Here is a 20,717-nt window from a genome sequence, read left to right as displayed (position 1 = left end):
AGGTAAACCGACCTCTACCGCTTGTCTGTAAAGCGCTAGCAGCTATCGAATTTGTAGCGATGGATGTGTGGGCTAGGCGGCCTGCTGGCGCACGCTGCCTTCGTCCCCCAGGCGGAACACCGACACCACCTGCACCAGGTCTTCGGCCTGGAGCTGCAGGCTGCCGGCGGCCGCGGCCATTTCTTCGACCAGCGCGGCGTTCTGTTGCGTGACCTGGTCCATCTGCGTTACGGCCTCGCCCACCTGGGCCACGCCCAGGGACTGTTCGTGGCTGGCGGTGCTGATCTCGCCCACGATGTCCGTCACGCGGCGGATGGCGCTGACCACCTCGTTCATCGTGCTGCCAGCGCGGTCCACCAGGGCGGTGCCGTGCTCCACGCGCTCCACGCTGGCGCTGATGAGGGCCTTGATCTCGCGGGCGGCCCCGGCACTGCGGCCGGCCAGGCTGCGCACTTCGCTGGCCACCACGGCAAAGCCGCGGCCCTGCTCGCCTGCTCGCGCTGCTTCCACCGCGGCGTTGAGCGCCAGGATGTTGGTCTGGAAGGCGATCGAGTCGATCACGCCGATGATGTCCGAGATCTTCTGCGACGACGCGTTGATGCCCTGCATGGTGTGCACCACCTGGGCCACCACTTCGCCGCCCTGCGCGGCCACGGTGCTGGCGCTGTCGGCCAGCTGGCTGGCCTGGCGGGCGCTGTCGGCGTTCTGCCGCACGGTGGAGCTCAGCTGCTCCATGGACGCCGCGGTTTCCTCCAGCGCGCTGGCCTGGCTCTCGGTGCGGGCCGACAGGTCGGTGTTGCCCTGCGCGATCTGTACGCTGGCCGTGGCCACGCTTTCGGAGCCGCTGCGCACCTGGCGCACCACCACGGTGAGCTGCGTGCGCATCTGCAGCAGCGCCTGCAGCAGCTGGCCCACTTCGTTCGTGCCGTGGGCGATGGGCGCGCCGCCCAGGTCGCCCTGGGCCACCGCGCGCGCCAGGCCCACGGCCTGCTTCAGGGGCTGCGTCATCGAGCGCACGAACACCAGGGCCATCGCGCAGGTGGCCGACAGCGTCACCGCCAGCGCCACCGCCACCCACAGCAGGCTTTGCTGCAGCCGCGCCACGCGGTCCTGCAGCGCCTGGGCGAGGCTGGCCAGCGACTGCGTGTTGAGTGTGTTGAGCGCATCGATGGTGCGGGTGAGCGCGTCGAAGTAGTCCTTGGAGGCCATCTTGAGTTCGGGCGCGTTGATCACCTCGCGCTCGGCCAGCTGCAGCGATTGCTGGATCTGCGCCTGGATGTCCTGCGTGCCGCTGCCCAGGGCCTGCCGAAGCTCTGCATCGCCTTGCAGCGCGCGTTCCAGCCCGCCGAAGGTGTCGCCCTGCAGCTCGACCACGCGCTGCTGCAGCACCAGCATCTGGCCCTTGGCCTCGGGGCTGAGCTGGCCGCGGCCGAGCGCGCCCGCGCCCTGCGCGCGCAGCAGGCCCAGCTTCTCGCCGAGCAGCGGCGCCTGGATCAGCGACGACTGGATGAGCGCCTGCGTGGGCGCTTCGGGATCGATCTGCAGGCCGTAGGCGTGCACCAGCGACGCGCTCAGCTGCAGCAGCGAGCCGATGAGCTGCGTGTGCTGTGCCGTGCTCTGCGCCAGTTCGATGCCGCGCGCGGCCACCGCCTGCTCCAGCGTGCGCCAGGCCTGCTGTGCGTCCGTCCAGGCCGCAGCCTGGGCCGCGGGCACCTGTGCGCTGGCAAAGCGCTCGGTCACGTCGCGCAGCGCGGCCTCGACCGCCTCGCGCGCAGCGGGGCGGCGTGCCGCCAGCGACTCGTCGCCGCCCAGCATGCCGGCCGACAGGCCCCGGTGCACCTGCACCGCCTGCACCAGCCGCGTGACGGCCTGCGCAGGCGGCACGCCGCGAGCCTCCTGCCGGGCGTGGCCGATGCCGCGCAGGGCGTCGGCCACATAGACATACGTGGGCAGCGCGCTCATCATCAGCCCGAGGGTTCCGAGGATCAGGAATTTTTCGAGCAGGTTCAGTCGGTGAAGCAGTGACATGGCAGGGCGGCACGCCGGGGCGTGCAAGGTGAAAACCGGCTCTGGCGTGGTCGGCCATCGCCGGTGGGCGGCGCGGCAGGCCGGGGCCGCAGGGTTGCTACGCAATGTAGGCAAGTGCGGCCTGCAGGGTGTTGACTCAGGTCAAGCTGTGGCGCCGGCCCCGGGCCTGCGCACCACCGGCGCTGCACCTACGTTCGCGCGCGGGCTGCACTGACGCGGCGCCCCCTGCAGCGCGCCGGGTGGCTGGTGATAATGGCTTCACACCCCCTGCACCGTTTTGATGGAGCACCCGCATGCAATCGATCACCCTGCGTTTCCTGGCGTCCCAAAGCACCCTGCCGCAGGCCGGCCGCGTGCCCGGCGGGACCGTGCTGCGCTGGGTGGATGAAGCCGGCTTTGCCTGCGCCAGCGCCTGGGCCAAGGGGCCGTGCATCACCGAGTTCGTCGGCGGCGCGCAGTTCATGCACCCCATCCGGCCCGGAGACCTGGTCGAAGTGCATGCCCGCCTGGCGGCGACCACGGACACGGCCATGCAGCTGGCGGTGGAGGTGCGCAGCGGCGGCCTGCACGGCGAGCCGCAGCAAGAGGTGCTGCACTGCGTGGCGGTCTACACCGCGGTGGACTCCGACGAGCAGCCCCGCACCATCGACAAATGGAGCCCCGAGACCCCCGGCGACATCGCGCTGGCGCAGCGCGTGCAGGCCCACATCGACGCGGCCCGCAGCGCGCAGTGACCGGGCACGGCACGGCGCAGGCGGCGCCGCCGCTGCGGGCGCGAGACCTGATCATCGCGCTGGTCGTGGTGGTGTTGTGGGGCGTGAACTTCGTGGCCATGAAATGGGGGCTGCGCAGCTTCAGCCCCTTTCAGCTGGGCGTGGCGCGCTACGTGTTTGCGGCGCTGCCGCTGCTGCTGATGATCCGGCCGCCGCGCGTGCACTGGCGCTGGGTGCTGTGGTTCGGTCTGTTCCAGGGCGTGGGGCAATTCGGGTTCTTGTTCATTGCGATGAAGACGGGCATGACGGCCAGCCTGGCCAGCGTGCTGCTGCAGACCCAGGTGTTCTTCACGGCCCTGTTCGCGTTTGCGCTGCTGCGCGAGAAGCCGGGGCGTCCGCTGCTGTGGGGCTTGGCGCTGGCGGCGCTGGGCCTGGCGTGTTTTGCGATGAACCACCTCGGTCACGGCACCGTAGTCAGCGCCGCACAGGCCACCACATTGGCAGGCCTGCTGCTGACGCTGTGCGCTGCTGCGATGTGGGCCGCATCGCACATCGTGGCGCGGCTGGCACAGAACGCGAGCCCGGGTTACGACCCGCTGGCCTTCGTGATCTGGAGCAGCGTGGTACCCATCGTGCCGTTCATCGCCCTGTCGGCAGTGTTCGACCCCGACGCCGCGCGCTGGCTGCGGTGGGACACCTTCGCCAGCGTGCCGCTGTCGGGCTGGGCTGCCGTCGCTTACCTGGGCTGGGCGGCCAACACCGTGGGCAATGCGTTGTGGACGAACCTGCTGCAGCGCTACCCCGCCAACCGCGTGGCGCCGTTCAGCCTGGCGGTGCCCGTGGTCGGGCTCACCGCGGGGATGCTGCTGCTGGGCGAAGGCGTGGCGCCCTGGCAGTGGGCGGGCATTGCGCTGATCGTGGCGGCGCTTGCCTGTGTGATGCTGGGGCCCAGGCTCCAGAGAAGATAGCCCGCTACCGATTCACCGCCCCATTGTTTGATGTTGGATTGGGCGTGCCGTCGTGCCGTCGTGGCGTCGTGCCGGCGCAACCTGCCCCCGCCCGCCCGGTCAGTTGATCGGCCTGCCCTGGCGCCCGATCATGGTCATGTCCACGAAGTCCGAGCCGTTGTGGTTGCCGGGGCTGAAGGTCACTTCGAACCCGCCCACATCCACCTTCATCCGGGACAGCGTCTGCAAAAAGCCCGCGCGCGTCGGTGCCGGACCGGTGCGCTGCAGCGCTGCGCAGAACACCTTGGCGGCGATGAAGCCCTCCAGCGAGATGTAGTCGGGCTGGGCGCCGGCCCCGCTGCTTTTGAGCAGGCGGTTGTACTCCTTGCTCACCTCCACCACCTGCTTGAACGGGTTGGGCACCAGCTGGGTGACCGAGATGCCGAAAGCCTGGTCGCCCAGCTCCTGCGCCAGTTGCCGTGCGCCGACGAGGCTGCGGGCGTAGTACTGCGCCTTGCGGCCGGTGGCGGCCTCGTAGCCTTGGATGAAAGCCACGGCGTCGGTGCCGGACACGCCCAGCAGCACGGCCTGGGCCTCGACGGGCGCGAGCTGGCGGATGGCGTCTTTCGGCTGGGCAGAGTTGTTGGCCATAGCGCCGGTGCCCACCAGGGTGGCGCCGTATTGCTTGAGCAAAGGCTCCAGCTCGGCGAGCAGCTCGTCGCCCGTCTTGCTGGTGTAGCGCACGAACGCAATCCTGCGGATGCCCAGCGTGGTGACGTGCCGGATGATCGCCTCCAGCTCGGCATGGAAGCTCGCGCGCACGGTGAAGACCATGGGGCTGCTGGAGCGGTACACGTCGCTGGCGCCGGTATACGGCGCAAAGAACGGGACGTTGTACTTCGTCGCCACCGGAATCACCGCGCGGGCCACCGGCGTCCAGGTGTAGTGGGTCAGCGCGAAGGCTCCGTGCTGCTCGATGAGCTGGAGGGTGTTCTCCACCGCCAGCTCGGGCTTGTACTGGTCGTCGAGCGACACCAGGCGGATCTTGCGCCCATGGATGCCGCCGCGGCGATTCACCTCGTTCAGGTACAGCAGCGCGCCGTCGCGGTACGCCGCCGCCTGGCTGGCAAAACTGCCGGTGAAGGACGCCGACTGGCCCAGGACGATTTCGTCCTTGGACACCTCTTGGGCAGCAGCATTCAAGGGGGCCAGCAGCAGTGCCCAGATCAACAACCAGACTTTCATGGCGATGTCCTTGTATTCGTGGAAAACAGTGGTCCCCATGACGCCGGGCTGTTCATCACAGCGGGTCATGCAGCGGGCATGGGAGGGGGTGAGGTCGCCCGCAGCGTGGGCGCGTGCGGGTGGGTTGGCAGCCGTGCAGTGGGAAGCTGCACGGCGGGCGATGGCGCTGGCCCAGCGTTGCCAGGCGGCAGCCATGGGATGTGCGAGAGCGCCTGTGCGCCCAGGCGCACGGACGGCGCCAAAGGGGCTGGCTAGCTCAGTGCCTTGCGGCGCGCAAAGCGCACCACCGTCACGCCGGCGCGGGCCTGGCGCACCGAGGGCATCACCAGCACGCAGTCGTCGTACGGTGTGGTCACCGGCACGCCGTCGTTGTCGCCGATGACGGTGCCTGCTTTTTCAAACACCTCGAGGCCTGTGTAGGGCGCCACGAACCGGAACGCGCTGCTGGTGGCCACGACCGGGCCGGTCACCTCCAGCGCCCACTGGCGGGGTGCATCGGGCAGGCGCCAGCCGGGTAGCTGCGCTGCCAGCGCGGCGGGACTGATCACGCCGGACTGCTCCAGAAAGCGCACGCACTGGTCCTGCGCCACGGCGCGGCTGGCGGGGTCGCCATGAAAGCCGCATTCGACCAGCAGCGAGCGGGTGTCGGCGGCTTGGCCCTCGGTGTCTGGCAAGCCGAAGCGGCCGTAGTCGCGCATGCGCACGCCGTCCTTGTGGCCCGCGTCGACCACGACGTGCTCGGGTGAGCGCATGGCGCGCGCCAGCGCCAGGTTGCGCGGCTGGATGCCGGTGAGCAGCAGCGGGGCCGAGGGCTCGTGCATGGAGTGGATGTCCAGCAGCCAGTCCGCGCGCGCCACGAAGGGCCGCAGGGCCCCGGCGCGGCGGCGTTCCGCGGTGTCGGCCGCGTCGATGCGCTCGTCGAGCCACTGGCGGTTGAGGTCTTCGTCGGTGAAGCGCGAGGCATCGTGGCTTGCGGCATCGAACCGGTCGAACGCGGCGAGGTTGCAGAACGCGAGCGTGAGCGAGCCGGACTCTGGCCGCACGCCGGCTTCGAGCAGGCCCTGGATCGCCCAGGCGCCGCACAGCTCGTTGCCATGCACCAGCGCGCTGATCATCACGTGGCGCCCGGGCTGGCCCGAGTCGAAGTGCCACACCCCTTCGGTGCCGGTGTTGCCGGCGCGCCAGGCGCTGATGTCGGGCGCGGGCAGTTCGAACACCAGCGGCTCTGCGGCGGAATGGTTGGCGGTAGGGTTCATTCTTCGATCTTGGCGAATTCGACGATCTTCTTGTACTTGGCCACTTCGGCGGCAAGGTACTGGTCGATGTTCACGTTCGTGGCCGCCACCGTGGAGCCGGTGGCTTCCATCTTCTTTCGGAAGTCGGGCGACTGCAGGCTGTCGTTCAGCGCCTTCTTCACCTTGTCGAACACGGGCTTGGGCAGGTTGGCGGGGGCCAGCAGCGCGAACCACACGCCGATGTCCACGTTCTTGAACTGGGGCGACTCGGCCAGGGCCGGGATGTCCGGCGTGGTGGGCGAGCGCTTGGCTTCGGTCGTGCCCAGGGCGATCACCTTGCCGCTCTTGATGTGGGGCAGGCCGCTGGAGAGCACGAACACGCCGAATTCCAGGTTGTTGCCCAAGAGGTCATTGGTCAGCGGCGCCACGCCGCGGTAGGGGATGTGCGTCATGAACAGCTTGCCCTGCTCCTTGACCATCTCGCCGGCCAGGTGCAGCGACGTGCCCACGCCCGAGCTGCCGTAGCTGAACTTGCCGGGGTTCTTCGACACCTTCTGGGTGAACTCGGCCACGTTCTTCACGCCCGAGCCGGCGGACGCCACCAGCACCAGCGGCTGCGAGGCGATGAGGCCGATGGCGGTGAAGTCCTTCACGTCGTACTTCACCTTCTTGGTCACCAGCTTGTTGATGGCGATCTCGTTGCTGGCGCCCACCAGCAGCGTGTAGCCGTCCGGCGCCGCGCTGGCCACCTTCTGTGCGCCGATGGCACCGCCCGCGCCGCCGATGTTCTCGATCACCACCGGCACGCCCAGCTTGTTGCCCAGCTCGGTCGCCACGGTGCGCGCGGTCAGGTCGGTGCTGCCGCCCGGCGGGTAGCCCACGACGATGGTGATGGGCTTGGAGGGGTAGGCATCCTGCTGCGCCCAGGCGGGGGCGGCGGCCAGGGCCGCCAGGGCGCACAGCAGCGCGGTGCGGCGCAGGGGGGAGGACAAAGACGGATGGTGCATGGTGTGGGTCCGGGTCGGTGGTGTTGTGGGCTGCTGCAAGCCGCCACGGGGTCAGGATTACGCGGCCGCCCAGGGTTGGTGCGGGTGCCGTAAAACTTCCTGCGGCGTAACCCATTGTCGAAAATACGATCTGCTGTGTTGGTGCTGAAACGGCACCAACCGTTGCCAATCCGTACCGGTTGTGCAGGGAAAACCCCTGCGTGATGAATGAATCCACCAATGCATGTGTCGCATCCACGCCGGACCTGAGCAGTACCTGAGCGGCACCTAGGCCGCATCGATGCTGCATTCGTGCTGCATCGGCGGGGCATCACCGCTGTGACAGGGCCTTCCACAGTGCCTCGGCCAGCGGCCCCAGGCGGCGCTTGGGCCGGTACAGGCGCACATCGAAGCGCACCTCCATGCGCGCATCGCCCGCAGGCGCAAGGCGGCGCGCCTTGCAGTCGGCATGCACCATGGACCAGGGCAGCCAGGCCACGCCCAGGCCCTTTTGCACGTATTCGTAGTGCGCGTCGGCCGAGTCGCACTCCACCACCCGCTGCAGGCGCGGGGCGTGCGGGTTGTGCGCCAGGTGGTCCTCCACCAGCCGGCCCAGGGCCAACTGCGGTGCGTAGGCGAGGTAGGGCACGGCATCGGTGGTGCCCTGTGGGCCGAATCGGTACATGGCATGGCCCTGCGCGGTGGCGCGCGACACCGGCACCAGCCGGTCCGAGGCCACGGTCATGTGCAGGAACTGCCGCGCATCGAGCCGGATGGCGAGCGCCGGGTGGTGGTAGACCAGCGAGAAGTCGGCCTCGTTGCGCTCCAGCAGGGCCACGGTGTCGGCCAGCGCGCGGGTGCGGATGCACAGCTCGCCACCTTGCAGCAGCGGCTGCAGGCGCACCAGCCAGTCGGCCACCACGGTGCGCGCCAGCGTGCGGCCCGTGGCCAGCGTCACGGTGCGGGCCTGCCGGCCGGCCAGGCTTTGCAGTTCCTCGTGCGACTGGGCGAGGTTGCGGGCCAGCTGGCCTGCCGTCTCGAGAAAGCTGTGACCGGCCGGCGTGAGCGTGACCGGGCCGCCCGTGCGTTCGACCAGCGGCGTGCCCGCCCAGGCCTCCAGCGCCCGGATGCGGCGGCCAAAGGCCGGGTGGGTGACATGCCGCAGCTCGGCCGCGCGGGTGAAGCTGCGTTCCTGCGCGAGGACGATGAAGTCTTCAAGCCACTTGAGCTGCATGGCAGGAGGGGTACGGGCCGGCGAATTGAGTAGGTGCTTGTGCTTGGGCCCAGGGCTCGGTACCGACCTAGCGGCTGCGCGAGGCTTCGAGCACGGCGCGGGTGCGCTGCGCCTCGGTGCGCGCTGCGTCCGCAAAGTCGTCGCCCTTGGAGGCGTACAGGATGGAGCGCGACGAGTTCACGATGATCGGCCCGCCGTCGCGCAGCCCTGCGCGCACGGTGGCTGCGGCGTCGCCGCCCTGCGCGCCCACGCCGGGGATCAGCAGCGGCAGCGTGGGCGCAATGGCGCGCACGCGCTCGATCTCCTGCGGGTAGGTCGCGCCCACCACCAGGCCGAGCTGGCCGTTCTTGTTCCAGGGCCCCTGCGCCAGGCGCGCCACGTGTTCGTACATCAGCGGCTCGCCCTCCACGCTGGCCAGGCGCTGGGTCTGCAGGTCGTCGCCACCCGGGTTGGAGGTGCGGCACAGCAGGAAAGCGCCCTTGCCGTGGTAGGCCAGGTAGGGCTCGATGGAGTCAAAGCCCATGAAGGGCGAGAGCGTGACCGCATCGGCGCCGTAGCGCTCGAAGGCCTCCTTGGCGTACTGCTCGGCTGTGGAGCCGATGTCGCCCCGCTTGGCATCCAGGATCACCGGCACGTGCGGTGCGTTGGCCCGCATGTGCTGCATCAGGCGCTCGAGCTGGTCTTCGGCGCCGTGCGCGGCAAAGTAGGCGATCTGTGGCTTGAAGGCGCAGACCAGGTCGGCCGTGGCGTCCACGATGGCGGCGCAAAAATCGTAGATCTTGTGCGCATCGCCCTGCATCCCCGCAGGAAACCGCGTGGGCTCCGGGTCCAGGCCCACGCACAGCAGGGAGTTGTTCTGCGCCGTGGCGTCGCGCAGCATGTCGGTGAAGGTCATGGGGCGTGATTTTAAGTGGGGGGCTGCCCGGTGCCTTCCGGTTTTCTGCTGCTGCAGTGCCTGGGCCGCTGGTGGCCAGCCATGACGGCCTTCGCCGGGGCAATAAAAAAGGCCGTCGAAACGGCCTTGGAGTCGGGAGACTGCAGCTCAGCGCTGCACGGTCAGCAGGCGCTGCACGTCGCGGTCGTTGGGCAGTGCGTAGTCGTAGCCGCGGATGATGCGGCTGTCTTCGGTGCGCACCAGCTTCAGGCTCACGTAGGTGTAGTTGGCGGCAGCCGAGTACGTGCCCACGAGCACCAGCGACGCGTTGTGGTTGCGTGCGATGTCCTTGATCTCGCGCGACAGCAGCAGCTCGCCCGCGCCTTCGCGCACGAACACGTCGCCGCGCAGCTTGATTTCCTTCACATCGAAGCCGGTGGCGGCCATGTGCGAGGCATATTGCTCGGACAAGGTGCGGCCCAGGGGCGCAGAGCGGCTCAGGTCGTTCACGTTGACCACGGTGGCCACGAGGACGGGGCCGGTGCCGGTGGCGGTCAGGTCAAAGCCCGCGGTCAGCTTCGACACAGCGTCGCGGCTGCTGTTGAGGAACTGGTTGTTCGAGGCTTCCTGGTAGGTCGGCTCGTTGCGGACGGTCGTGCCATTGTTGGCGCAGCCGGCCAGCAAAGCTGCTGCGGCCAGCGCGGTCAGAAGTGCAGCGGATTTCATTGCGAGACCACCTTCATGTTGACGTGCTTGTAGTAGGACGGACGCAGGAACAGCGGCGTGTCCGCATTCTCCAGGTAGTAGACGTCGGTCTTGCGGGCCACATACTGGCCGCCGCGCGTGACGGTGGTGGTCAGGATCAGCTCGGTATTGGTCGGGCCGCCCGAGTTGATGCTGGAGCCGTAATCTGCCAGGCCGGTGAAGCCCAGCGTGGCCAGCAGTTGCGTGTCGATGTGCTCGTGGCGCAGGCCATAGGCGGCCATCAGGCCCGCAGCGATCATGGTGAACTGGCCGGGGATGAAGTGGGGGCGTTCGCTGTTGTGACGCACCACCTGGGTGTTGTACGTGACGGTGAGCGTCTGGCCGGGGTCTTGCAGCACGGGCGCGCCGCTTTGCACGAGCTTGGTGATCAGGAAGTCACGGAAAGCCAGGTCGAAGGGGCTGGGGTTGGGCGGCTGGGCCACGAACAGCGCAGTGCCGGGGGCCGTGCCGGCCTTGTCGAGCGTGCTCAGCGTCTGGGCCACCACGTCGTTGGAGAGCAGTTCCCAGTGGCCTGCGGAGCGCACCTTGGGTTGGACCGTCAGCTCAAAGTTCTCTGCGAGAGGGATGGGCGAACGGTAGGCGCACCCTGCCAACGTTGCCACGGCGCCAGCGAGTACCGCCAAGCTGACTGCTTTTGAAAATTTCATGATTCCCTCCTACGGACTTTGAGAGGCGGGGACATGAACAGATACATCCCACGCGATTGAAAAATAATTCTGGGCGGGATACTCAACAAAAACAAGAAAAAATTGAGGTAACTGCGCCCAGCCGCTTGCAATTCGTTGTTTTTGGTCACAGTTGCATGTGACTGCTTACGCGCAGTCGCATGCGCTTGCGACTATATACGTAACAAATATCAACCGGCGGTAACCGCGCGTTTTTCGAGAATGTCGAATGCGGGCAGCGTCTTGCCCTCCAGCACCTCCAGGAAGGCGCCGCCGCCGGTGGAGATGTAACCCACCTGCTTTTCGATGCCGTACTTGGCGATGGCAGCCAGCGTGTCGCCGCCGCCGGCAATGCTGAAGGCGGGGGATTCGGCGATGGCCTTGGCGATCTCGCGGGTGCCGTTTTCAAAGGCCGCAAACTCGAACACGCCCACCGGGCCGTTCCAGACGATGGTGCCGGCCGATTTGAGCTGGGCGGCGAGCCGGGCGGCGGTCTCCGGGCCGATGTCCAGGATGAGGTCGTCCTCGGCCACGTCCTTGGCGGCCTTGACGGTCGCGGGTGCGTCGGCGGAGAACGCCTTGGCGGTGACCACGTCGGTGGGGATCGGCACGTCCGCGCCCCGGGCCTTCATCGCGGCGATCACTTCGCGCGCCGCGTCCAGCAGGTCGGGCTCGGCCAGGCTCTTGCCGATGGGCAGGCCGGCGGCCAGCATGAAGGTGTTGGCAATGCCGCCGCCCACGATGAGCTGGTCGACCTTGTCGGCCAGGCTCTTCAGGATGGTGAGCTTGGTCGATACCTTGGAGCCCGCGACGATGGCGGCCAGGGGGCGCTGGGGCTGCGCCAGGGCCTTGGTCAGGGCGTCGATCTCGGCCGACAGCAGCGGGCCTGCGCAGGCGATGGGCGCGAACTGGGCGATGCCGTAGGTGGTGCCTTCGGCGCGGTGGGCGGTGCCGAACGCGTCGTTCACGAAGATGTCGCACAGGGCGGCCAGCTTCCTGGCCAGGTCTTCCTTGTTCTTCTTTTCGCCCACGTTCAGGCGGCAGTTCTCCAGCAGCACGACCTGGCCGGGTGCCAAGGTCACGCCGTCGACCCAGTCGGCCACCAGCGGGACCTCGCGGCCCAGCAGTTCGGACAGGCGTGCAGCCACCGGCGCCAGCGAGTCTTCGGGCTTGAACTCGCCTTCGGTCGGGCGGCCCAGGTGGCTCGTCACCATGACGGCGGCACCGGCGTCCAGCGCCATGCGGATGCAGGGGATCGAGGCGCGGATGCGGGTGTCTTCGGTGATGCGGCCGGCGTCATCCTGCGGCACGTTCATGTCGGCACGGATGAAGACGCGCTGGCCTTGGGCCTTGCCTTGGGCGCACAGATCGGAGAAGCGGAGGATGTTCATGGCAGAGAGGTAGAAGGAGAAAAAGGGCTCGCGGCGGCCATTTTAGTAACCGCGGTGAGGGCGTCAGCTCGCCCATGCCAGTGCACCCGTGGATCTGGCTTTGCCAGGCCACCGGGTGCGTCCCCCTAGGGGAAGTCGCGCAGCGACTCAGGGGGAGCCTATTTCACCAGCCCAGCCCGATGTGCAGCGGCAGGTAGATCACCATGCCCACGACGATGGTCCCGAGGATGCCCCGCTTCCAGAAGTAGTAGCCACTGGCGCACAGCACGGCCGGCAGGCGGGCGTCCATGAACGTGTCGATGAACTCGCCCTGGGTCATGAGGATCTCGGGCGCGATGACGGCGGCCAGCGCGGCCAGCGGCGCGTACTTGAGTCCGCGCTTGAGCCAGTCGGGCAGGGGCAGCTCGCGGTCCGGAATCATGAAGAATGCGCGCGAGACCAGGGTGATGACCGCAAGGCCCAGGATGGCGATGGCCGGCTCGATCCAGGCAAAGCTCATGGGTGGCGCTCCTCGCGCAGCGGCACGACGTCGCCCGCCTTCAGGTGCTCGCGCTCTTCGGGCGGCAGCACGCTGTCGGCTGGCAACAGCACCACTTCGGGTTTGTGGCGGCGGCGGTCCACGGCTTCCATGAGCAGGCCGGCCGCCACGGCCGCCGCAATGGCCACCAGGATGTTGAGCTTGAGCGGCAGGGCGAATGCCGCCACGGCTGCGGTGGCCGCCACCCCTGTCGCCAGCCAGGTGGCGCGGTCGAACAGCAGCGACAGCAGCACGCCCAGCAGTGCCAGCACGCCGGCAAACCCCAGGCCCCACGACAGCGGAACGGCGTTGGCCAGCAGGATGCCCGCAATGGACGGCACCTGCCAGGCCAGCCAGTTGGTGCTGGCCGCCCCCCAGAAGTACGGTACTTGCTCAGGTTGCGGGCGGGGCTCTGGAAAGCGCTTCATGAAGCCCACGTAGATCACGTCACCGCTGAAGTAGCCCACCGCCAGCCGCTGGCGCAGCGGCAGGTGGCCGAAGTAGCTGCGCCACATGCTGCTGAAGATCACGAAACGCAGGTTCACGCAGCTGGCCGTGAGCCACACCACCCACAGCGGCGCCCCCACGGCAATCAGCGGGATGACCGCCAGTTGCGCGCTGCCCGCGTAGACCACCAGCGACATGAACAGGGCCATGCCGACGGGCAGCCCGCTCTTGACCATGACGACGCCGGTGACCAGGCCCCAGGCGGCGATGCCCAGCGACGTGCCGGCCATGTCGACCATGGCCAGGCGAAAGGAGGGGTGGCGCAGCGTGTGGCGAATGCGCGCGCTGCGGCTCATCCGGGTGCCGCTGCCGCAGCCGCCATAGGCGCCGCGCCCAGCACCATGCCCGGTATCAATGCGAAACCGCGCAGGAAGTCTGCGGCGGCCAGCCGCTTGCCGCCTGCGCGCTGCAGGGTGGTCAGGCGCAGCGTGCCCTCTCCGCAGGCCACGGTCACGCCGTCGTCGCTGACCGACAAAACCTCGCCATGGCGCGCATTGGGTGCGCCCTGGATGCTATCAATTTTGTAGCACCAGACCTTGATGGCCTCGCCTGCGCAGTCGGTGCTGGCGCCGGGAAACGGGTCGAAGGCACGGATGCGCTGGCCGATGACCTGTGCAGGCAGCGACCAGTCGATGGCGCTTTCGGATTTTTCGATCTTGTGCGCGTAAGTGACGCCCTCGGCAGGCTGGGGCTCGGCCTGCAGGCCGCCGCAGGCCGCCAGTTCCAGTGCCTCGACGATCATCCGCCCGCCCAGGGCCGCCAGCCGGTCGTGCAACACGGCAGTGGTGTCCGCCGCGCCGATGGGGGTGCGTTCGGTCAGCAGCATGGCGCCGGTGTCCAGGCCTGCGTCCATCTGCATGATGGTGACGCCGGTTTCGGCGTCGCCCGCCTCGATGGCGCGGTGGATGGGTGCCGCGCCGCGCCAGCGGGGCAGCAGGCTGGCGTGGATGTTGAGGCAGCCTTGGGGCGGAAGGTCCAGCGTCCACTGCGGCAGGATGAGTCCGTAGGCTGCCACCACCATGACATCGGCCCCCACAGTCAGCAGCGCCTCGCGCGCCGCCGCCGCATCCTCCGGGTACTTGCCGTCGAGCCGCAGGCTGCGCGGCTGCGCCACGGCGATGCCATGCGTCTGGGCGCACTGCTTGACGGGCGAGGCCTGCAGCTTCATGCCGCGGCCGGCCGGGCGGTCAGGCTGGGTGAGGACGAGCGGCACCTGAAAGCCGGCCGCCAGAAGCTGCTCCAGCGCCACGCGGGCGAACTCGGGGGTGCCGGCAAAGATGACTCTCATGGAAACAAGGGTGTCGTGATCACGGGTGCCGCTGGGCGCCGTCAGTCGCGGGTGTTGTCGAAGTTGGGCAGTTCGTCGGTGAACATCACCATCCGCACCACACCCTGGCGGTCCAGGTGGACGTGGGCCAGGCGCGGGTCGGAGTTCTGCCGGAAGCGGTACGTCCAGATGTCGCCGTCAAAGCGTGCCACCCGCTCCACGCGCAGCGGCGGGCCGAAGGTGCCCTGCACATCGCGGACGGTCCAGATGCCGACGGGAATGGTCTCGAAACGCGTCTGCGTGAGGACCTGTTCATTGCGCACCAGCCTGCCGGACGCATCGAAGTCGAGGTTGTAAGCGGCAAATCCGGCGGGAAGTTCCGAGTACAGCAGCCGCTCGCCCGACGGCAACGCCACCACGGCGGTCGGTGGCCCTTGCCGGGCCATGACCTCCGCACGCAGCGCGCCAGGCTTTTCGCTGGCCACCAGCGCGCAGCCCGCCACCAGCGCCGCCAGCGCCAGCACTCCGCCGCCCCGCAGGGCGCGAAGCGCCGTGCCCGTCACTCTCGGGCCCCCCGCTGCTGCTTGAGCATCTTGGTCTTGATCCGGTTGCGCTTGAGCGGTGAGAGGTACTCCACGAAGACCTTGCCCAGCAGGTGGTCCATCTCGTGCTGGATGCACACCGCCAGCAGGCCATCGGCCTCGATGACGCGCGACTGGCCATCGGCGTCGAGGGCGCGCACATGGACGGCATCGAAGCGCTCCACGCCGTCGTAGATGCCGGGCACCGACAGGCAGCCCTCGTCATTGAGGTGCTTTTCGGCGCTGGCCCAGACGATCTCGGGGTTGATCAGCACCAGAGGCTGGTCGCGCCCCTCGGAGACATCGATCACGACGAGGCGCTCGTGCACATCGACCTGCGTCGCCGCCAAGCCGATGCCCTGGGCGTCATACATGGTCGCCAGCATGTCGGCCACCAGGGCCCGGGTGCGGTCATCGACGGCCTCCACGGGGCGTGCGACCTTGTGGAGCCGGGGGTCCGGGTAACAGAGAATGGGAAGGATTGCCATGGATGCAGGTAAGAGATGTCGCTATTTTCGCCACTTTTGCCGCCCGCTGCAGTATTGCAAGCCAATAATCGTTGCCGAATCAAGGGCTTGAGCAGAGAATCTAAAAAGGTTTGTAACTTAGTTGCCTGGTTGTTCGCGTGGCGCGAAAGCCAAGGCGCCAGTGAGGGGGCGTTTCACAATGCATGAGAAAAGGAACAACATGACGGCATTCACCAGCGTGCGGCGGACCGCCATGGGCGCGCTCACCATCGTTGCTGGCGCTGTTTTGGTGACCCTGCCCGCTCAGGCGCAGAACTACCCCATCTCCGGAGAGCAGCGTGCCACTGCGCAGCAGGTGTCCGAGCGGGGCATTCCGCTGGCCGAACTCGCCGCCAGCGCCCCCGACACCTACACCGTCAAGCGCGGCGACACGCTGTGGGGCATCTCGGGCATGTACCTTAAGCGGCCTTGGCGCTGGCCTGAGCTGTGGGGGATGAATCTCAAAGCCATTCCGAACCCGCACTTGATCTTTCCCGGGCAGACGCTGTATCTCGAGAGAGACGGTGGCTACGCTCGCCTGAGCACCACCCCGCGCGGCACGCAGTCGTCGGGCACCGAGACTGTGCGTGTGTCGCCACGCACCCGCTCAGACAGCTTGGCCGACACCGCGCTTCCCACCCTCAAGCCGCACCTGATAGAGCCTTTCCTTGTGGAGCCTTTGGTGGTTGACGCGCAGGAGTTGCAGCGCGCGCCCCGCATCGTGGCCACGACCGAAGACCGCGTGCTGATGGCCAGCGGTGACCGTGCGTATGTCAGGGGAGACGCAGCCTCCCCCGTCCGTCAGGAACCGGGCGAGCCGCGGTTCTTCCGCGTCTTCCGCGATGCGGTACCCATGAAGGACCCGGTGACGGGCGAGATCCTGGGGTATGAGGCCCAATACCTGGGCAAGGCCGAACTGGTGCGGGGCGAGTCCTTTGAGGAGACCCCCAACGGCAAGGGAGGCTTTGTCTCCGAATACGTGCCCGCCACAGTGGATTTGTCCTCTGCCAAGGAAGAGATCCGTGCCGGTGACCGCCTGCTGCCAGCGCCCGAGCGCGTCTTCACCAGCTACACGCCCCGCGCCCCGCAAATGGATGTTGACGCCCGGGTGGTGTCCATCTACGCCAGTTTTGCTGCGGCCTACGCGGGGCAGAATCAGGTCGTTGCCATCAACCTGGGTTCCCAGGACGGCATCGAGTCCGGCCATGTGCTGACGCTCATGACCCGAGGCGAGCGAATCAAGGACAAGACCGACAGCGAACGCGCGACGATCAAGTTGCCGAGCGAGGTCAACGGAACGGCGATGGTGTTCCGTACCTTCGACCGCGTCTCCTATGCGCTTTTGCTGGAGATCAAGGGCGGTGTTCGTGTCGGGGATCGCCTCGTCAACCCCCGCTGATTGACTGACTGACGTCCCCGCCGCTGTCGTCTGCCCTCGCGCGCAGTCGATGCGCGGCAGCTGTGCCCAATCCCGTTCATGGACCGCGAAGAACTCGGCGCATGGTTGCGCCTGACCCTGAGCCAGGGCGTTGGCAACAGCACGGCGCGCGCCCTGCTGGCGCGGTTTGGCTTGCCGCAAGCGATCTTTCAGCAGCCTGAAGCCGAGCTTCGGCAGCACGTGACCGCGGCCCAGGCCCGGGCTCTGTGCACAGTGCCAGGCACCTGGGACTCTCTGGTGGAGCTGACCTGGCGCTGGCTGCACGAGGCTGACTCGCAGGGGCCTGCGCGCGCCGTCATCACCCTGGGCGACACCCGTTATCCGCAGGGGCTGCTGGAGACCGAAGACCCCCCGCTTGTGCTGTACCTGATGGGGCCCGCCCGCTTGCTGGCGCACGCCCCGTTCCCTGCCGGGCGTTGCCTGGCGGTGGTGGGCAGCCGCAATCCGACGGCCCAGGGCGCCGAGAATGCGCGGTTGTTTTCCAGGGCGCTGCATGGCGCCGGTTTGACCATCGTCTCGGGGCTGGCCCTTGGCGTGGATGCCGCCGCGCATGAAGGTGCGCTGGACGTGGCGACGGCGGGGGCCGCGGTGGCTTCCACCATCGCCGTGGTGGGCACGGGGCTGGACCGGGTCTACCCCCGCAGGAATCTCGATCTTGCGCACCGCATCGCGGCCCGCGGACTGCTGGTCAGCGAATACCCGCTGGGCACGCCGCCACTGCCGGGCAATTTTCCCAAGCGCAACCGCATCATCTCCGGCGTGTCGCAAGGCACCCTGGTCGTGGAGGCCGCGCTGGCGTCCGGCTCCCTTATCACCGCGCGCATGGCCGTTGAACAGGGCCGTGAGGTTTTTGCCATTCCCGGCTCCATCCACGCACCGCAGTCGCGGGGTTGCCATGCCCTGATCCGCCAGGGCGCCAAGCTGGTGGAGTCGGCGCAGGATGTGCTGGAAGAGTTGCGCCTGCCGCCTTGCGCGCAGCAGGCGGCACCTCCACCCGCGCAGGCGGCCACCGAGGGCATGACCGACATCGATGGCGTCGATGATGTCGATCATGTCGATGATGCTGGCAACGCAGAAGTGAACACCCCGGTGCCCGAGACCGCGCTGCTCCAGGCGCTGGGGTTTGATCCCATCAGTGCGGACGCGCTGGTGGCGCGCACGGGCATGGCGGCCGCGGCCTTGCAGGTGGGCTTGCTGGAGCTGGAACTGGACGGCCGGGTGGCACGCCTGCCGGGCGGCCTATTTCAGCGCCTGGCATCCGCCTGAGCGCTGCCTTGGCGGGGGCGGGACCCGGCGACAAGGCCATGTGCGAAGGTTGAGGAGACCGGGCGCTACATCGCGCCGGCCGCCGCTGCCGCAGCAGCGCCCGCAGCGGACCGTGCTTCAGCCCAGCAACCGCTCCGGGTTCGCGTCCAGCTTGGCCAGTGCATCCCGCGTGGCGCGCACCGTCAGGCCTTCTTCGTCCTGCGGAACCAGCAGGCCCGCCTGCAGATACGCCGCCAGCCGGCGCAACTGGATCAGGTAGCTGCTGCCATCCACGGCGGCGAACAGATGCAGCTGCTTGCGCTGGCTCTGCCACGCGTACTGCACCTGCGCCGACGCGCCGTTGTGGTCCAGCGTGTACCAGGTGCCGGGCTGCAGCTCCTGGGCCCAGGCCACCATGTTGTCTTCCACCGGGGCGCCGTTGTCGGCCACCACGTGGATGGACGATGCGTCGATGCCGAGCATCATCTCGATGTTGTCGGCATTGAGCGGCATCTCGCCCAGCGTCGCGTCGCCGATGAAATCTTCCAGGTTCGACAGCCGCTTGGCCATCGCATCGATGTGCGCCTGGGGGATCGACGCGGTCTTGGACAGGAAGGCGTCGGCCAGCGTATCGGTCAGGGTCTTGATCTGCGCATCCTGCGGGGCGCCGTTCACCCCCAGAAGCTCCAGACCCTGGCGCAGCCGCTGCAGCAGGCCCGGCAGGTTCTGGATGACCTGCGCGCGGTCGCTGCGGTGCGGCTTGGCGCTGGCGGCCCACACCAGGTCGGCGGCGGTGCGCTTGAACGCAATGGTGTCCACATGCTGGGCGCCATCGCGCACGGCCGACAGGGCCAGTACCTCGGCCCAGGTCTTGAAGAGAAACTCGCGGATCTCGTCGCGCACCGGCATGTCCTTGAGCATGGTGCGCAGCTCGATGGTGTACTGGATGGCCAGCGTTTCCTTCTGCTCCACCTGCTGGGCCACGCTCACCAGGCGCGATGTGGCCTGCTTCTCGGTCAGGAACTTGGACAGGAATTTCTCGAATTCGTCGTAGACCAGCTGGAACACGCGCCGGCCGGTCTCGGGGTACTGCTCGATCACCTGCACCACACGGCGGATCTCCGCCTCCAGCGCGCTGCCGTTGATGCTGGTCGCGTCAAAGCCCATCACGCAGGCGCCCATGCGGTCGATCAACTGGCGCGCGGGGTGGGTCAGGTTGCTGAAGAACTCGGGCTCGGCCAGCGCCACGCGCAGCACCGGCACCTGCAGCCGCGCAAACCACACGCGCACGGCGGGGGGAATGCGGTCTTCTGCCAGGATGCTCTGGAACATCAGGGCCACGACTTCGATGATGGCTTTCTCGCCCGCGGACGATGCCTTCTTCTTGAGCTCGGTGGAACGCTCGCGCACGGCGCCTGCCACCTGCACCACGCCTGCGGAGCTGTAGTCTTCCATCAACGTGGCCACGCCACTGTAGTACGTGTCTGCCTGCACGCGGTGCGCCGTCAGTGCATGCGCCAGGGCGGCCGAGGCCGGGGGCGCGTTCACCATGTCAAAGCCGGTGGCCGGCTGCGTCAGCAGCCTGCGCAGCTGGCCCATCACGCCCTGGGCCCGTTGCCGCGCGCGTGCCAGCGGTGTCATGCCCGTGGCAAAGCCCGTGGGCATGCCATGCTGCGGATAGCCGGGGGGCTGCTGCTGCATGCGCTGCTGGGGGTATTGACCCATGGGACCCGCTGGTCCCATACCTCCCATGCCCGCCATGTGGCGGCCGGGCGGGGCCATCATGCCGCCGCGCGCCGCAGCGGCTGCCGCCATGGCGTCGCGTGTCTGCGCGAGTGCCTGGGAGGCCAGGCCGCCCGCGCCGGACTCGCCGCCCGCACCGGCCACACCACCGCTGGCCGTGCGGCGCACGCGGGATTTCAGGTCCGCCTGTGGCGTGACGCCCTGCTCCACATAAAAGACATTGACTGCCTGGTACTGCTTTTGCAGCAGGTTGGCCAGTTCCCGCTGCAGCGGGTCGACCACCACCTGCAGGTCGGTGCGCGGCATGCCGGCCTCCACCCACTGCTCCACCAGCAGCACGCAGACCGTTTCGGGCCGCAGGATGTCGTTGCTGTCCAGGTCCTGGCCTTCCAGCGACTGGGTGCGCTGGCGCAGGGTATCGAACTGCGGGCCGACCTGCTCGTTGAGCGTGAGCGCCATGCGGGAGGCGAGGATCTTGTTCTCGACCACGTCGTCGCTGAGCAGCTCGAACTGATTGCCCGGCCCGTTGGGTGTGAGCTGGCCGCGGTTGGTGCTGGTGTGCGGCGCCAGCGCCTCGCGCCAGGCCTTGGCGGCGCGGTCGGTCCAGACCGCATGCCGCTGCTGGTAGAGCATCCAGGTGTCGCGGTGGGCCTGCATCTCGCGGGCCGTACCCGTCTGGGTGATCAGCGTGGTGAGAAAGTCCAGAACGACCTTGTCCAGGTCGACCAGGCCGCTGCAGATGCCCTCCACGAACCGCTGGCGCGCCTGCCGGGCCAGGCGGCGCTGCGGGACGGACGACGGTGTGGGCTGCATGGACAGATATTAGCGGC

At 68.2% G+C, this 20,717-nt stretch carries 19 protein-coding genes; 4 read left to right on the top strand and 15 right to left on the bottom strand.

The features are described 5' to 3' along the window. Positions 1-72 precede the first annotated feature (72 nt). Positions 73-2,028, bottom strand: coding sequence for a methyl-accepting chemotaxis protein (locus tag ACSQ3D_RS19580; protein ID WP_436127992.1), 1,956 nt, complete (start codon positions 2,026-2,028; stop codon positions 73-75). Positions 2,029-2,321: 293 nt separating this feature from the next. On the opposite strand from ACSQ3D_RS19580, the gene ACSQ3D_RS19575 reads away from it, so the two are divergent. Further along, positions 2,322-2,762, top strand: coding sequence for an acyl-CoA thioesterase (locus ACSQ3D_RS19575; RefSeq protein ID WP_056411072.1), 441 nt, complete (start codon positions 2,322-2,324; stop codon positions 2,760-2,762). Then, positions 2,759-3,709 (top strand): EamA family transporter, encoded by a 951-nt coding sequence (locus ACSQ3D_RS19570; protein WP_436127991.1) that lies wholly within the window; start codon positions 2,759-2,761, stop codon positions 3,707-3,709. The genes ACSQ3D_RS19575 and ACSQ3D_RS19570 overlap by 4 nt, the downstream gene beginning before the upstream one ends. A 99-nt stretch (positions 3,710-3,808) precedes the next feature. On the opposite strand, the gene ACSQ3D_RS19565 is transcribed toward ACSQ3D_RS19570, so the two are convergent. From ACSQ3D_RS19565 to def, 13 genes are all read right to left on the bottom strand, one after another. Then, complete coding sequence (locus ACSQ3D_RS19565; RefSeq protein ID WP_436127990.1) at positions 3,809-5,128, bottom strand: ABC transporter substrate-binding protein; 1,320 nt, start codon at positions 5,126-5,128, stop codon at positions 3,809-3,811. Positions 5,129-5,184: 56 nt separating this feature from the next. Beyond that, complete coding sequence (locus ACSQ3D_RS19560) at positions 5,185-6,189, bottom strand: succinylglutamate desuccinylase (protein ID WP_436127989.1); 1,005 nt, start codon at positions 6,187-6,189, stop codon at positions 5,185-5,187. Then, positions 6,186-7,175, bottom strand: a complete 990-nt coding sequence (locus tag ACSQ3D_RS19555) for a Bug family tripartite tricarboxylate transporter substrate binding protein (protein WP_436127988.1) — start codon at positions 7,173-7,175, stop codon at positions 6,186-6,188. The genes ACSQ3D_RS19560 and ACSQ3D_RS19555 overlap by 4 nt, the downstream gene beginning before the upstream one ends. A gap of 310 nt (positions 7,176-7,485) precedes the next feature. After that, positions 7,486-8,388, bottom strand: coding sequence for a LysR family transcriptional regulator (locus ACSQ3D_RS19550; RefSeq protein WP_396506973.1), 903 nt, complete (start codon positions 8,386-8,388; stop codon positions 7,486-7,488). 67 nt (positions 8,389-8,455) lie between these two features. After that, a complete protein-coding gene (gene pyrF / locus ACSQ3D_RS19545; protein ID WP_396506975.1) occupies positions 8,456-9,283 on the bottom strand; it encodes an orotidine-5'-phosphate decarboxylase in 828 nt (275 codons plus the stop codon). Positions 9,284-9,430: 147 nt separating this feature from the next. Continuing rightward, positions 9,431-9,988: a FlgO family outer membrane protein gene (locus tag ACSQ3D_RS19540; protein WP_436127987.1), complete on the bottom strand. Its 558-nt coding sequence runs from the start codon at positions 9,986-9,988 to the stop codon at positions 9,431-9,433. Further along, positions 9,985-10,674 (bottom strand): hypothetical protein, encoded by a 690-nt coding sequence (locus ACSQ3D_RS19535; RefSeq protein ID WP_056411093.1) that lies wholly within the window; start codon positions 10,672-10,674, stop codon positions 9,985-9,987. Before ACSQ3D_RS19535 ends, ACSQ3D_RS19540 begins: the two co-directional genes overlap by 4 nt. Positions 10,675-10,883: 209 nt before the next feature. Continuing rightward, complete coding sequence (locus tag ACSQ3D_RS19530; protein WP_436127986.1) at positions 10,884-12,083, bottom strand: phosphoglycerate kinase; 1,200 nt, start codon at positions 12,081-12,083, stop codon at positions 10,884-10,886. Between the two features lie 163 nt (positions 12,084-12,246). Beyond that, positions 12,247-12,582, bottom strand: coding sequence for an AzlD domain-containing protein (locus ACSQ3D_RS19525; protein ID WP_436127985.1), 336 nt, complete (start codon positions 12,580-12,582; stop codon positions 12,247-12,249). Next, positions 12,579-13,346: an AzlC family ABC transporter permease gene (locus ACSQ3D_RS19520; RefSeq protein WP_436128050.1), complete on the bottom strand. Its 768-nt coding sequence runs from the start codon at positions 13,344-13,346 to the stop codon at positions 12,579-12,581. Before ACSQ3D_RS19520 ends, ACSQ3D_RS19525 begins: the two co-directional genes overlap by 4 nt. Before the next feature lie 53 nt (positions 13,347-13,399). Next, positions 13,400-14,395: a methionyl-tRNA formyltransferase gene (gene fmt / locus ACSQ3D_RS19515; protein ID WP_436127984.1), complete on the bottom strand. Its 996-nt coding sequence runs from the start codon at positions 14,393-14,395 to the stop codon at positions 13,400-13,402. A 41-nt stretch (positions 14,396-14,436) separates the two neighbouring features. Then, positions 14,437-14,937 carry a hypothetical protein gene (locus ACSQ3D_RS19510; RefSeq protein WP_056411102.1) on the bottom strand — a complete coding sequence of 167 codons (501 nt, stop codon included), beginning with the start codon at positions 14,935-14,937 and terminating at the stop codon, positions 14,437-14,439. Next, positions 14,934-15,443, bottom strand: coding sequence for a peptide deformylase (gene def, locus ACSQ3D_RS19505; RefSeq protein WP_056411104.1), 510 nt, complete (start codon positions 15,441-15,443; stop codon positions 14,934-14,936). Before def ends, ACSQ3D_RS19510 begins: the two co-directional genes overlap by 4 nt. 199 nt (positions 15,444-15,642) lie before the next feature. Here def and ACSQ3D_RS19500 point away from each other — a divergent pair, with 199 nt between their 5' ends. Together ACSQ3D_RS19500 and dprA are read left to right on the top strand one after the other, a co-directional pair. After that, positions 15,643-16,860, top strand: coding sequence for a LysM peptidoglycan-binding domain-containing protein (locus ACSQ3D_RS19500; RefSeq protein WP_436127983.1), 1,218 nt, complete (start codon positions 15,643-15,645; stop codon positions 16,858-16,860). A gap of 78 nt (positions 16,861-16,938) precedes the next feature. After that, positions 16,939-18,165 carry a DNA-processing protein DprA gene (gene dprA, locus ACSQ3D_RS19495; RefSeq protein WP_436127982.1) on the top strand — a complete coding sequence of 409 codons (1,227 nt, stop codon included), beginning with the start codon at positions 16,939-16,941 and terminating at the stop codon, positions 18,163-18,165. A gap of 117 nt (positions 18,166-18,282) precedes the next feature. On the opposite strand, the gene ACSQ3D_RS19490 is transcribed toward dprA, so the two are convergent. Then, positions 18,283-20,700, bottom strand: coding sequence for a DUF1631 family protein (locus ACSQ3D_RS19490; RefSeq protein ID WP_436127981.1), 2,418 nt, complete (start codon positions 20,698-20,700; stop codon positions 18,283-18,285). Positions 20,701-20,717: the final 17 nt, after the last annotated feature.

This window comes from Acidovorax sp. LjRoot117 (assembly GCF_964252695.1).
GTDB lineage: Bacteria > Pseudomonadota > Gammaproteobacteria > Burkholderiales > Burkholderiaceae_C > Acidovorax.
This window is presented reverse-complemented; position numbering and strand designations above follow the sequence as displayed.

Bases quoted from the DNA above. Each gene is read 5' to 3' on its own strand.
- ACSQ3D_RS19580 (WP_436127992.1), bottom strand. From the start codon at position 2,028: ATGTCACTGCTTCACCGACTGAACCTGCTCGAAAAATTCCTGATCCTC.
- ACSQ3D_RS19575 (WP_056411072.1), top strand. From the start codon at position 2,322: ATGCAATCGATCACCCTGCGTTTCCTGGCGTCCCAAAGCACCCTGCCG.
- ACSQ3D_RS19565 (WP_436127990.1), bottom strand. From the start codon at position 5,128: ATGGCTGCCGCCTGGCAACGCTGGGCCAGCGCCATCGCCCGCCGTGCA.
- ACSQ3D_RS19560 (WP_436127989.1), bottom strand. From the start codon at position 6,189: ATGAACCCTACCGCCAACCATTCCGCCGCAGAGCCGCTGGTGTTCGAA.
- ACSQ3D_RS19555 (WP_436127988.1), bottom strand. From the start codon at position 7,175: ATGCACCATCCGTCTTTGTCCTCCCCCCTGCGCCGCACCGCGCTGCTG.
- ACSQ3D_RS19550 (WP_396506973.1), bottom strand. From the start codon at position 8,388: ATGCAGCTCAAGTGGCTTGAAGACTTCATCGTCCTCGCGCAGGAACGC.
- pyrF (WP_396506975.1), bottom strand. From the start codon at position 9,283: ATGACCTTCACCGACATGCTGCGCGACGCCACGGCGCAGAACAACTCC.
- ACSQ3D_RS19540 (WP_436127987.1), bottom strand. From the start codon at position 9,988: ATGAAATCCGCTGCACTTCTGACCGCGCTGGCCGCAGCAGCTTTGCTG.
- ACSQ3D_RS19535 (WP_056411093.1), bottom strand. From the start codon at position 10,674: ATGAAATTTTCAAAAGCAGTCAGCTTGGCGGTACTCGCTGGCGCCGTG.
- ACSQ3D_RS19530 (WP_436127986.1), bottom strand. From the start codon at position 12,083: ATGAACATCCTCCGCTTCTCCGATCTGTGCGCCCAAGGCAAGGCCCAA.
- ACSQ3D_RS19525 (WP_436127985.1), bottom strand. From the start codon at position 12,582: ATGAGCTTTGCCTGGATCGAGCCGGCCATCGCCATCCTGGGCCTTGCG.
- ACSQ3D_RS19520 (WP_436128050.1), bottom strand. From the start codon at position 13,346: ATGGTCGACATGGCCGGCACGTCGCTGGGCATCGCCGCCTGGGGCCTG.
- fmt (WP_436127984.1), bottom strand. From the start codon at position 14,395: ATGAGAGTCATCTTTGCCGGCACCCCCGAGTTCGCCCGCGTGGCGCTG.
- def (WP_056411104.1), bottom strand. From the start codon at position 15,443: ATGGCAATCCTTCCCATTCTCTGTTACCCGGACCCCCGGCTCCACAAG.
- ACSQ3D_RS19500 (WP_436127983.1), top strand. From the start codon at position 15,643: ATGACGGCATTCACCAGCGTGCGGCGGACCGCCATGGGCGCGCTCACC.
- dprA (WP_436127982.1), top strand. From the start codon at position 16,939: ATGGACCGCGAAGAACTCGGCGCATGGTTGCGCCTGACCCTGAGCCAG.
- ACSQ3D_RS19490 (WP_436127981.1), bottom strand. From the start codon at position 20,700: ATGCAGCCCACACCGTCGTCCGTCCCGCAGCGCCGCCTGGCCCGGCAG.